The 12,153-nt window shown below is 64.6% G+C and carries 7 protein-coding genes and 1 riboswitch; of the genes, 5 read left to right on the top strand and 2 right to left on the bottom strand.

All coding sequences use genetic code 11. From position 1 onward, the window contains the following. Positions 1 to 16 precede the first annotated feature (16 nt). Complete coding sequence (locus DA1_RS26710) at positions 17 to 679, bottom strand: glutathione S-transferase family protein (RefSeq protein ID WP_034397932.1); 663 nt, start codon at positions 677 to 679, stop codon at positions 17 to 19. Between the two features lie 119 nt (positions 680 to 798). Here DA1_RS26710 and DA1_RS26705 point away from each other — a divergent pair, with 119 nt between their 5' ends. The 4 genes from DA1_RS26705 (at position 799) to DA1_RS26690 (ending at position 4,169) form a co-directional block, all read left to right on the top strand. After that, positions 799 to 1,158: a hypothetical protein gene (locus DA1_RS26705; RefSeq protein ID WP_013800287.1), complete on the top strand. Its 360-nt coding sequence runs from the start codon at positions 799 to 801 to the stop codon at positions 1,156 to 1,158. A gap of 96 nt (positions 1,159 to 1,254) precedes the next feature. Beyond that, entirely contained in the window at positions 1,255 to 1,767 is a 513-nt protein-coding gene (locus tag DA1_RS26700; protein ID WP_013800288.1) for a copper chaperone PCu(A)C, read from the top strand. Positions 1,768 to 1,909: 142 nt separating this feature from the next. Continuing rightward, complete coding sequence (locus tag DA1_RS26695; protein ID WP_034397934.1) at positions 1,910 to 2,857, top strand: PhaM family polyhydroxyalkanoate granule multifunctional regulatory protein; 948 nt, start codon at positions 1,910 to 1,912, stop codon at positions 2,855 to 2,857. A gap of 76 nt (positions 2,858 to 2,933) precedes the next feature. Next, positions 2,934 to 4,169, top strand: coding sequence for an FIST signal transduction protein (locus DA1_RS26690; protein ID WP_034397936.1), 1,236 nt, complete (start codon positions 2,934 to 2,936; stop codon positions 4,167 to 4,169). 32 nt (positions 4,170 to 4,201) lie between these two features. Here the strand turns inward: DA1_RS26690 and DA1_RS26685 are convergent, their stop codons facing one another. After that, complete coding sequence (locus DA1_RS26685) at positions 4,202 to 5,533, bottom strand: D-amino acid dehydrogenase (protein ID WP_034397938.1); 1,332 nt, start codon at positions 5,531 to 5,533, stop codon at positions 4,202 to 4,204. Between the two features lie 92 nt (positions 5,534 to 5,625). Then, positions 5,626 to 5,736, bottom strand: a riboswitch (glycine riboswitch). A gap of 658 nt (positions 5,737 to 6,394) precedes the next feature. Here DA1_RS26685 and DA1_RS26680 point away from each other — a divergent pair. After that, on the top strand, positions 6,395 to 12,153 hold a 5,759-nt coding region (locus DA1_RS26680; protein ID WP_255288206.1), incomplete at its 3' end, for a beta strand repeat-containing protein.

The raw sequence follows: 12,153 nt of genomic DNA, 5'->3' as shown, positions 1-12,153 counted from the left end.
CGGGCAGGGCGGCGGCTCAGGCCGGAGTCTTGTCGCTGGCGTAGCGGGACATCATCAGCGCCGTATTGGTCTTGCGGTCGGCATTGACCTGCTGCACCGTGGGCCGCTCGGCCATGCGCGCCAGGTACTCGCGCACGGGCAGGTCGGCCAGCACGTCGCGCCCGCCAACGATCTTGCTGGCTGCGCTGACCAGGGGCAGGTGGACGATGGCGCAGCAGTCGGCCAGCGTGAAGCTGTCGCCCGCCACAAAGGGTGAGAAACGCGCGAGTTTGGCGAAGGCCGCCACGTTCTTGTCGAGCTGGGCCAGCGTGCGCTCCCGGGTGGAGTCGCTGACCTGGCCGCCGAAGAAGGCCTGCGGGTAGAGGATGCGCGCCACCAGCTCCAGGTGCAGGTCCAGGTACACGCACAGCTCGCGCACCTTGGCGGCCTCGAAGGCGTCGGCCGGCAGCAGGGAAGGGGAGGGCGACAGCGTCTCCACGTACTCGACCATGGCGGCCGACTCGCACAGGCCCCGGCCGTCGTCGATGCGCAGGTACGGCACCTTGCCCAGCGGCGACAGTGCCATGTCGGTCTCGCCCAGCCAGTCCAGTTCCTCGTTGAAGGGCAGCTGCTTTTCCAGCAGGGCCAGCTTGACCTTGTTGTAGTAGTTGCTGGCCGCGAATCCGCACAGGGTGAGCATGGGTGTCTCCTTGGGTTGTTTGTGGTGAAGGCGAGGGTGCGCGCCTGTGATGGTAGGGGCGGGCAGGGCATGGCGCGGTCCCGGAGATGACGACTGGGGCAGACCCCTAGAATGGCGCCATGCCGCTTCGCCTGCCCTCCACCTTGGCTGCCTGCGCCCGCTGGGTGCTGGGGCTGTGGCTGTGCGTGGCGCTGGCATCGGCGTTTGCGCCGCTGGCGCGTGCCTCGGGCTGGGAGCGCCTGTGCTCGGCCGCTGGCGAATCGGTCTGGGTGCCATCGCCGGCCGGTCAGGACAATGCCCTTGCCGGAAGCCACGGCATCGACTGCCCGCTGTGCCTGCCCCCGCTGGCGCCGCCGCCCGCCCGGTGCAGTGCGGCCCCGGCACCGCTGATGGCAGATGCGCAGCCACGGGCGCACCCGGCCTCCGTCCACAGCGTGGCCATGCCGGCCTTGCCGCAGGCCCGCGCCCCGCCCCGGTGACTCCCCATTTCAATCCCTGCCTCTTTCGCTTGGCTTTTGTTTTTGCAAGGCACACAGACCGTGCTGCAACGTATTGAATTTTCTGGAGAAACCGTGATGACACTGCGTCAATGGACCACCCCTTTCCTGATCGCCGCCTCCCTGTCCATGGGGCTGGCCCATGCCCATGCCGATGCGGCCCACGTCAAGGCCGACGCCGCCTGGGCGCGTGCCAGCGTGCCGGGCCAGCAGGCCACGGGCGCCTTCATGCGCCTGACGGCCGAGGAGCCGCTGCGCCTGGTGGGTGTGGAGTCGCCCGCCGCCGGCGTGGCCGAGGTGCATGAAATGAAGATGGAAGGCGATGTGATGCGCATGCGCGCCATCGACGGCCTGGACCTGCCCAAGGGCGTGGCCGTGGACCTGAAGCCCGGCGGCTACCACGTCATGCTGCAGCAGCTCAAGAGCCCGCTGCTCAAGGACAGCCAGGTGCCCATCACCCTGGTGTTCAAGGATGCCAAGGGCGAAACCTCGCGCCTGAGCCTGCAGGTCCCCGTGCGCGCGATGGCGCCCGGCGCGGCGGCTGCCCCGGCAGCGGGCCACGGCGGCGGCCACGCAGGCCATTCGCACTGAGCCGGCGCCATTGCACCGGGTTTGTGCGCAGCCGCATGCGCATGACTTGCCGTGGACTTGGCGTGTGCCTGGGTTAAGCTGGGAGCATGGCCGGCATCCTTCGCCGGCATGCTCTTCCAACCCAGTCCTAGCGAGTGCTGCCATGAGTGACGCGTCCTCCTTCGGTTTCGGCAAGTTCATCCCCGGTTTCGACTTCCTGCAGGGCCTGGCCCAGAGCGCGGGATCGGCCACGGCCCGGCCCCTGGGGCGCCTGCCCGAATGGGTGGCGCCCACGGTGAGCATCGAGGAGGTGGACAAGCGCATCACCGAACTCAAGGCCGTGCAGTTCTGGCTGGATCAAAATGGCAAGGCGCTGGCCGCCACCATCCAGGCCCTGGAAGTGCAGCGCATGACGCTGTCCACCCTGCAGGGCATGAACGTCAGCATGGGTGAACTGGCGCAGGCCTTCCAGTTCCCCGCCGCTGCAGCCGCCACCGCTGCTGCAGCCACTGCGGGCAAAGGCGCCGCCAGCGCGGGGCAGTCCGACCACTCGGACTGGCCCATGTCCTCCGCCGGCAAGGCCGGCAAGCAGGAAAAGCCGCAGGCCGCGCCCGCACAGCCCCCTGCCGAGCCGCCTGCAGCTGCTGCATCCACGGATGCCGGCAGCAAGGCCTCAGGCCCTGAAGCTTCTGCGCCCAAGGACGAGCCGGTCCAGGCCGCCGCCATGGGTCAGGCCATGCAATGGTGGGGCGCACTGACCCAGCAATTCCAGCAGATCGCCGCCAAGGCCATGGCCGAGCCCATGGCCCCCGAGGCCGTGGCTGCCGCACAGCGCGCCACCGGCATGGCCGGCGACATCGCCAAGGCCGCCATGGACCGCATGACGGCCCAGGCTGGCGCCTTCGCCGCGCAGGCAGGCAAGGCGGCTGCACCGGCGGCCAAGGCCCCGGCCGGAGCCGCCAAGGCGCCTGCGAAAGCGCCAGCCAAAGCCCCACCGAAAGCGCCAGCCAAGGCAGCGGCCAGGAAGACGGCGGCAAAGACCACCGCAAAGACAACAGCCAAGGCACCGGCCGCAGGCAAGGCGCCGGCCAAGAGCCGGCCACCGCGCTGAGCGGGACGGCGGCACCCATGGATGGTCTAGAGCCCTCCGCAAGCCGGGCGCTGGCAGGGCTAGAAAGAAGGTTGGAATGTCGTTGTTTCCTGTAGGCCATGCCAGCCATTCCGACTGGCGCGCCGCGGCCGATGCGGTGCTGCTGCAACTGCGCTCGCAGATGGCCGATCCGGGCCACGCGCAGCGGCCCCGACTGGGCCTGGTGTACCTGTCCCACGCGCATGCCGCCCATGCAAGGCCGCTGCTGCAGCATCTGGCCAGGGCCTTGCCCCATGTGGCGGACTGGGCTGGCTGCTCGGCCGGTGGCGTGCTGGCCATGTCCCATGAATACCTGTCCGGTTCCGCGCTCGCGGTGATGCTGCTCGATGTGCCGGCGGCGCACTACCGCCTGTATTCGGGCCTGGCGCCCTTGCATGCGCCGGGCGGCGAGGCCGGGTTCACGGCCCATTCGGCCCTGGTCCATGCCGGAGGCGGCCAGCCCGAGCTGGCCGAGTTGCTGTACGAGCTGTCCGAGCGCACCGAGTCCGGCCTGCTGTTCGGCGGCGTGGGCGATGACGGGGACGATGGCGTGGAGGGCGTGCAGATCGCCTGCCGCACCGAGGACCTGCATGCGCAGCATGCGGATGCGCGCGGCATTTTTAGCGGAGGCTTCTCGGGCGTGGCCTTCGGTGCGGGCGTGCCCTGCATCACGGGCATGGCCCAGGGCTGCGTGCCGCTGGGCGAGGGCCTGGAGATCACCGAGGCGCGCGGCGCCCTGGTCACCGGGCTCAATGGCGATCCGGCCTTGCAGCGCCTGCTGCAACTGCTGGGCGTGGAGCTGGAAGGCAGCGACTGGCAGCCCGCGCTGACCACGGTGCGCAGCACGCTGGCGGCCATTGCGCCGCCGGGCCGGGGCATGGCCCACGGCGTGCTCACCGAAGAGGCCCAGGTGCTGACCCTGGTCGGGCTGGACCCGCTGCGCCAGGGCGTGGCCCTGTCATCGGCCGTGGAGGCCGGGCATTCGGTGATCTTCTGCCGCCGCCAGGCCCAGGTCGCGCGCCAGGAACTGCTGCAACTGGGCGCTGCGCTGCGCGATGCGGCGGAGCCCGAGGAGGCGGCGCCCGAAGGCGAGGCACAGCCCCGCATCCGTGGCGCCATCTACATCAGTTGCCGGGGCCGCGGCGGCGGCCTGTTCGGCGGCCCCGATGCCGAACTGCGCACCCTGCGCCACGCACTGGGCGATGTGCCATTGATCGGCTTCGTCGCCGAAGCCGAGATCATGGACGCCCGCCTGCACCGCTTCGCCGGGGTGTTGACGGTGTTCACTGCCTAGGCGTCGTACACGCCGTACACACCGTCTGCACCTCAGACCGCGCGCGGGCGCACCGTGCCTGCGCTGCGATCCGGGTCCATGGCTGCGGCCCCCAGAAAATCGAAATCCACGGCCGGCTGCCTGCCGCTGACCAGGTCGGCCAGCGCCATGCCGGAGCCGCAGGCATGGGTCCAGCCCAGCGTGCCGTGGCCGGTGTTCAGGAACAGGTTGGCGATGGGCGAGCGTCCGATCAGCGGCACATTGCTGGGTGTGGCGGGGCGCAGGCCGCTCCAAAATTGCGCGCGTTCGGTATCGCCGGCGCCGGGGAACAACTGCTGCACGCGCCGCACGATGGCCTCGCAGCGCACGGGGTCCAGGTTGCGGTCGTAGCCGTTGAACTCGGCCGTGCCGGCAATGCGCAGGCGGTCGCCCTGCGCGCCCGTGTAGCGCGAGAACACCAGCTTGAACTCATCGTCCGTCAGGCTGACCTGGTAGGCCTTGGCGGGGTCCAGCACCGGCAGGGTCACGGAGTAGCCCTTGGCCGGGTAGATGGGCAGGCGCAGCCCCAGCGGCTGGGCCAGCAGCGGGCTGAACGAGCCCATGGCCAGCACATAGGCGTCGCCCTGGATGCGTTCGTAGCGACCATCGGCATTGGTCACCTCCACATGGTCGATATGGCGGCTGGCGCCCGCACCCGTGGTGCGCAGCGCCATGACGTGGTGGCCGTGGCGGAACTGCACGCCCGTGGTGGTGGCAATGCGTGCCAGCTCGCGGGTGAAGAGGTTGGCGTCGCCCGATTCATCCTCGGCCGTATAGGTGGCGCCCGCTATCTGCCCGCGCACATGGGCCAGGGCCGGCTCCAGGCGCACGGCTTCGTCGGCGTCGATCAGGCGGCGGTCGCAGCCCAGGGCCTGCATCTGCTCGGTGGGCTTGAGCGCACCCTCGAACTCGCGGGCGTTCGTGTAGAAGTGCAGGATGCCCTGCATGCGCTGCTCGTACTGGATGCCGGTGTCCGATCGCAGCTGCTGCAGGGCCTCGCGGCTGTATGTGCCCAGACGAACGATCTGCTGGATGTTGTGGCGCGTGCGCGCGGGCGTGCAGTTGCGCAGGAAGGACAGGCCCCAGAGCCACTGGCGCATGTCGGCGCGCAGGCGGAACAGCAGGGGGGCATCCTGACGGCCCAGCCAGCCCAGCAACTTCAGCGGTGCGCCGGGGTTGGCCCAGGGCTCGGCATGGCTGACCGAGATCTGCCCGCCGTTGGCAAAGCTGGTTTCGGCGCCGGGCGCAGCCTGGCGGTCGATGACGGTCACTTCATGACCGAGAGATTGCAGATAGTAGGCTGAGGCGGTGCCGATCAGGCCGGCTCCGAGAACGATGACGCGCATGACAATGCCCTTTCAAAGGCATGTGCCGGTCACGCGGAAGCTGGTAGCTATGGATTCAATAGCAAGCAGCCGGCGTCCGTCGTGACGCAGCTGCCGCTCCCCCTGTCCTTGGTACCTGAGAGATTCACCGCCGTCCATGGGAACGGGGCTTGCTCCTTCGGTGCGCCGCATATTGCGTGCGGCGGCTCTCCAGACGGCATGTTGTGTTTGCAGTACGGAACCTGAGCGTGTATGGGAGTTTGCGCCTTCGGTGAGGCTCGGCACCGTGGTGCCCGCCTGCTCTCCTGCAGGGGCGATTCTATGTGGCTTGCGCAGCCGGTTCCAGTCGTACTGGGGATACCACCAGTTACTACCTGTATGTGGTGTGGCCGATTCAGGGTATTCCCTAATTCGCTCAAGAGCCGCCCTCGTAACGCTGGTGTAAACCTTCGGGCTCATGAAAAAAACTATTGAAATAGAAAAAAACATGATTTAGCCTATCGGTATGTGTGGTGGTTTGACAGCGCATGTTCTGATCGATTGAACCTCCATGGGGTAACCATGGGTTGTATATCTGTCGGATAGGCGACTTACCGTTGCACAGGTGAAGGTCTATGGAAACTGGCCCGCCACTGGAAAAAATACAAGCACGGTGAATATGGTTCGTTGAGGGAGGAAAAAAATGATTTGCATCGCAAACCCGGCTGAAGGTGTGCCCGGCTCAATGGGCAATGGAGCAGTGCGCAAGCGCTGATGGAAATCCACCTTTTTTGATTGACGCGCAGGATCTGCGCGAAACCCTGTTACTTCCAATGTCACCGGTTGCAAGGTGAGTTGTGAGTTCTTGACTCAAATAGAACTATCCGAGGTGCGGCGATGCAAATGCGCTGGGTACAACTGATGGCCATTGCCATTGGGGAAAATATTTTCCTGTCTGATTTCCTTGAAAAAATGGGGAATATCATGCGCGTTCTTGATCGCCTGCCTGGTTCGGTGTTTTTACGAAAATGGCGTGCAGCGAGGTACTTGTTCTCGTTGCTGCTGCTTTCGTGCGCCGGTATTTCATCCACGGCACTCGCGGCGACCATCGTTTTCACGGTCACCGACAACAGCGACGCTCCAAATGCCAATGCAACGACACCAACCACCTGTGTCAGCACGCTGGGGGGTACCTTTGCTGGTGCATGTACGCTGCGAGCGGCCATTCAGGCAGCCAACTACACGCTGCAAACGCTGGATCCGAGTGCCGATGTTTCCATCGTCTTTGCGCCGACACTGACTACGTCGGTACGAACCATACAGAGCGGGACATCCAAGGATGCGGCGGGAAACCTCCATCCGTATGTCGACAATCAGACGGTTTACGTGCGCTGTGCCAATACATTCATCAGCGGAGCCCAGTCCGGCGCCGTGACGGGAGCCACCAATGCCTGTGGTCAAACCCAGATGATCAGCGGCGGCGATACGGGCACCACCACTGGTGCCGGTGGTGCCTGGTACTGGCTCAAAGGCACCGTGCCAGCCGGCACGGGCTCGTTGACCATCGATTTCGGGGGAGTCATACAAGTCCAGAACTGGGCGGACTCCCCCTGGGAAACTTTTTATCTTGGTGGGAAGAACATCACGCTCACCAATTCGCCCAACATGACCTGTGGCGAAGCGGTATTCGTCGTTGGCTCCCCGGCGAACAATGTCACCATTGATCGCGTCGGCCTGGTGAATGTGTCGCCAACCCCTGCGGGAGAGGGGACGCCCTTCAACTGCGAGCTGTACGCGGAGATTCATCAAGGCGCACAAAACGTATTCTTTACCAATAGCACGATCAATTCCGCGATATGGAATGGAAATTTCGGCAATAACAGGGGCTCGGCTATTTCGGTTGCTGCAAGCAACGGTACAGGCACGGTTTCCAACATTGTTGTCGATAATTTCACGGTAACGAATCTGCCCAACCCTATCGGGGGAATGCAGCTCGATCAGTTCTTCCAGGTCATGTCGAACATGACCGTCAACGGATTGACGATCAAAAATTCGAATATCGCACTGAGCCCGACTGGTGGAAGTAATCCCAGGGCCGTGGTGACGGTTGATGGAGCGATCAACCTGGACAATGGAATTGGTCTTGCCGTGACGGGTAATACCTTCTCGCTGCCTATTGCCGCCTATACCACTTCATCGCCAATGCATGTGTCGGCACCAACGTTGAATACGGCAGCCTCAGGCACGACGCAGGTAGTGACGGTGACCGATAACAACTTCACTGGCGGCGGGGACGGGGTGAATATCGGTGGTACTGGTACGGCACCAGGATTGATTGGCAACAACAAGATGACAAGCCAGTCGAGAAGTGCCATTCGTATCACTACGCGTGATTTCTTCAAGATTTCTCAGAACACGCTGTTTTCCGTGCCTGTGGCTGCAAACTCAGGCATCAGCTTGCAGACGACGGGCAATGGACAAACCGGATGGACCCCCACCCTTGGCGTTGGTGCCAGTGACACTGCCGCCTGCACCTGGACATTCAATATCACGGCAAATGCCAATGCGAGCGAGCCGGCACCGTATACGGTGGAAGCCTTTTGGTCGCCGACCGGCGCGGGCGTCAACGATGCGCAGGTCTATCTGGGCTCCGAAACCATGGCCGGAGCCTCGGGAACGCTGACCGTTCCTTCGTATCTCAGCGGCCAGGTGCGAGTCACAGTGACGGACAGCAATTCCGGTGGAGCCCAGACCTCGCAGCTTTCAACGGCGGCAAACGTCACCGGTTTTCCCTGTGCCCTGAAATCCGGCGTTCTGGCGACGACCAACAATCAACCTGTCGGCAGCAGCGACTTGCTGGAGGTCTACATTGTTGACGGCCAAGGCAATGCCTGGACAGGGGGCAGTGACACCGTTACCTTCGCAGCGCCGCCTGCAGGTGTCACGTTCAATGGCAGCTCCGCCGCAGTCAGCTGCACGACCAACTCCAGCGGAAAGTGCGCGTCTCCCATCAATGCCAGCAGCAGTGTCGCCGGAACATTCACCACACCCGTGACCTTGTCGTCGTCAGTCGCTGGTGCCACGTTCTCCAATCTTCCATTGGGTGGAAGTCCGGTATCTGGCGCAGTGACCTATCAGCCTTCGCCGGTTGCTTACAGCTTCACCGGGCTGCCGGCCAGCACGAGCGGGTCTGAAATCGCCGCGAGTCCGCCATCGATTGCGGCCAACGGCGTCTCCACCAGCACCTTGGCCGTGCAGTTGAAGGATGCTTTAGGCAACCTTGTCACCACCTGTACCGATACGGTGGCCTTCACCCTCAATGCGGGGACGCAAGGCGTTCCTGCCGTCAGCGTCACGGGCTGCAGTGCCGGCATGTACACGGGGACGGTGACATCGCCGGTGCTGGTCGGCAGCGGAACCTTCGGGTTCACCATCAACGGGTCTGCGGCTGTTGCCACCGCAACGGTCTCCTATGTGGCCGCAACGCCGAGCACGAGTGCATCGACGATAGTCGCCACACCGGCATCGATCGTGGCCAACGGCAGCTCCACCAGCGTGCTGCGCGTGCAACTGATCGATGCCAGCAGCAATCCGATCAACACCTGCACGAACACGGTGGCATTCACCCTGAACGGCGGAACGCAGGGAACGCCCAATGTGGGCGCGGCCTCGTGTACTGCCGGCATCTATACGGGCACCGTCACATCGCCCACGGCAGTCGGCAGCGGGATCTTCGGATTCACCATCAACGGCTCTGCTGCAGTTGCTACGGCTTCAGTGAGCTACACGGCGGGTCCGCCAAGTACCAGTGCCTCGACCATCGTTGCGAGTCCGACCTCGATCATTGCCAATGGCACCGCAACCAGCACATTGACGGCGCAGCTCAAGGATGTGTCAGGCAATTCGATTGCAACCTGTGCCAATACGGTGGCCTTCACGCTGAACAGCGGAACACAGGGCTCGCCTGCGGTCGGCGCGGGGTCGTGCAGCGCAGGGGTGTACACGGCAACCATCACGGCACCTACCGCAGTCGGCAGTGGCACCTTTGGTTTCACCATCAATGGCTCGGCCGCCACGGCTACGGCTGTGGTGAACTACACGGCCGGCTCGCCCAGCAATGGCGCGAATGGAAACCTGATCAGTGCCAGTCCGCTCAGCGTTGTCGCAGACAACACTGCCACGAGCTCGATCAGCGTGGCCCTGCGCGATGCCAATGGCAATCCCGCCACGGATACGGTGGCGCACACGATTGTCTTCACCAAAACGGGCGTGGGCACGACCACGCCGGCCGCACCCACGTGCACGATCGCGGCCAACGCCAATCCGGCCACCTGCTCCGTGACGGTGAAATCGGCCACGGTCGGCACTGCAAGTTTCACGGCAACGGACAACGGAACGGCCGTGAGCAATGGCAGTCCGGTATCGGTCAACTTCATTGCCGGGCCGCCCAGCAATACAGCCAGTGGCAATCTGCTCAGTGCCACGCCGCTCTCGGTGATGGCCGACGGTACGAGCACCGGCACGGTGACCGTTGCACTGCAGGACGCCAATGGCAATGCAACCGTCGATACGGTCGCCCACACCATCGGCTTTGTCCATACCGGCGCCGGCACGCCGTCGGCAACTTCCTGCACGATTGCGGCCAATGCGAATCCAGCGCGCTGCTCCATCACGGTGACATCCACCGTGGCGGGTGCAGCGAGCTTCACAGCCACGGACAACAACGGCACCACCACCCAGAGCGTGACAAACGGCAGTCCGGCCGTGATCAACTTCACGGCCAATGCCGCCGACCCCGCCAGGTCGGGGGTGCGTACCGTCACCAGTCCGGTCACGGCCAATGGCTCGGCGACAGATGTGCTTGAAGCGTTTGTGGGAGATGTCAACGGCAATCCGGTGGCCGGAAGCGTTGTCACGTTCTCTCCCACCGCAAACATCACCTTCAGCGGTACCTGCACCACCAATGCGGCCGGTACCTGCCAGGTCACCGCCAAGACAACCGTCGCGGGTTCCTACACTTCCGGCGCAAGCATCGCGAGCGGCGCATTGAGCGGCAGCGGCGTCAGCGCCGGTGGCAATACGTACGGTGCGACGGCTGCCTATGTCTTTACGGCAGGTGCCGTCGATCCCGCCAATTCGACCATGTCGGTCGATGTGAACAACCAGGCAGCCGGCGGCGGCCAGGACGTCGTTTCCGTGGTCACCAAGGATGCGTTCGGCAATCCGGTCACCGGCGTTGCCGTGAACTTCAGCGTGACGCCCGCCGGAGCGGCACCTGCCACCGCCAGCTGCACGACTGCTGGTGCGGCGGCGACCTGCTCGGTGTCGTTCACCAGCGTGACCGCATCGACTTACTCGGCTGCCGCCACGGTGGGGGCAGTTGCCATCGGCAACAGCCCGCAATCGATGGCCTTTGTCGCCGGCAATGCCTCGGCAAGCAATTCGGGCCTGCGTGTCGTGAGCGACAACGCGGCTGCAAATGGCACGGCAACCGATGTGGTGGAAGCGTATGTGCGCGATGCCGGTGGCAACCCCAAGGGCGGCGAGGTCGTGACCTTTGCCGGTACTCCCGGCGTGAAGCTGAACGGTGGCGCGGACGGCGCGTCAGCCACTTGCACCACTGGAACAAGCGGCGCAACTTTGGGCATCTGCTCGATCACTGCCACCAGCACAGCAAGTGGTACCTACAGCATCGCCACCAGCATTCCTGCAGGAACCCTGGGTGGCACGTTCACCGTGGGGGCAAACGCGTATTCGCCAAGCGCCGCACAAATTCATTTTGTGAGCGTGGTGAACCTCAGTGTCACCAAGGCCAACCCAGGCAGCCTGGCCGTAGGTTCGCCCTTCAACTACACCTTCACGGTAGCGAATGCGGCGAGCGCCCTCGGTCCTGCAACCAGCGTGACCATCAAGGATCTGGTGCCTGCAGGTATCCGCATCACGGGTGCGCCGACAGGTGTGAACGTGGCCAGTGTGGACTGCTCGCCCAAGCCCAACACCTTCCCGTTTACGGGCAATGGCAGCACTGTCCTGACGTGCACGGTGAACTTCACGGCTTCGGTCGCAGCCGGTGGCAACACCAGCTTCAACCTGCCGGCTGTTCCGACGGCTGTGGGTTCGAGCACGAACACGGCTTCCTATGATCCGTCCGGTGGTACCAGCCCGGTCAATCCGACGGCAGGTTGCACGACGGACTGCTCGTCGACGCCCGCCACCCCAGTCAACCCTGGTTCGCCCACGCTGACGGTCAGCAAGGCCAACCCCGGCAGCTTGGCTGTGGGGACTGCGTTCAACTACGCCTTCACGGTAGCGAATGCGGCCAGTGCCTTTGGTCCCGCCAACAGCGTGACCATCAAGGACCTGGTGCCGGCAGGCATCAGCATCACGGGCGTGCCGACCGGCGCAAACGTGGCCAGTGCAACCTGCACACCCAACGCCTTCCCGTTTGCGGGCAATGGCAGCGCCGTCCTGACGTGTACGGTGAACTTCACGACCTCGGTCGCAGCCGGTGGCAGCACCAGCTTCAACCTGCCGGCTGTTCCGACGGCTGTGGGTTCGAGCACCAACACGGCCTCCTACGATCCGTCGGGCGGCATCAACCCCGTCAATCCGACGGCGGGTTGCACGACGGATTGCGCATCGACGCCTTCCACGCCGGTGAC

This window comes from Delftia acidovorans NBRC 14950, assembly GCF_001598795.1.
GTDB lineage: Bacteria > Pseudomonadota > Gammaproteobacteria > Burkholderiales > Burkholderiaceae_C > Comamonas > Comamonas acidovorans.
This window is presented reverse-complemented; position numbering and strand designations above follow the sequence as displayed.

Coding starts and splice junctions, on each gene's coding strand:
- DA1_RS26705 (WP_013800287.1), top strand. CDS start 799: ATGCCGCTTCGCCTGCCCTCCACCTTGGCTGCCTGCGCCCGCTGGGTG.
- DA1_RS26700 (WP_013800288.1), top strand. CDS start 1,255: ATGACACTGCGTCAATGGACCACCCCTTTCCTGATCGCCGCCTCCCTG.
- DA1_RS26690 (WP_034397936.1), top strand. CDS start 2,934: ATGTCGTTGTTTCCTGTAGGCCATGCCAGCCATTCCGACTGGCGCGCC.
- DA1_RS26710 (WP_034397932.1), bottom strand. CDS start 679: ATGCTCACCCTGTGCGGATTCGCGGCCAGCAACTACTACAACAAGGTC.
- DA1_RS26695 (WP_034397934.1), top strand. CDS start 1,910: ATGAGTGACGCGTCCTCCTTCGGTTTCGGCAAGTTCATCCCCGGTTTC.
- DA1_RS26685 (WP_034397938.1), bottom strand. CDS start 5,533: ATGCGCGTCATCGTTCTCGGAGCCGGCCTGATCGGCACCGCCTCAGCC.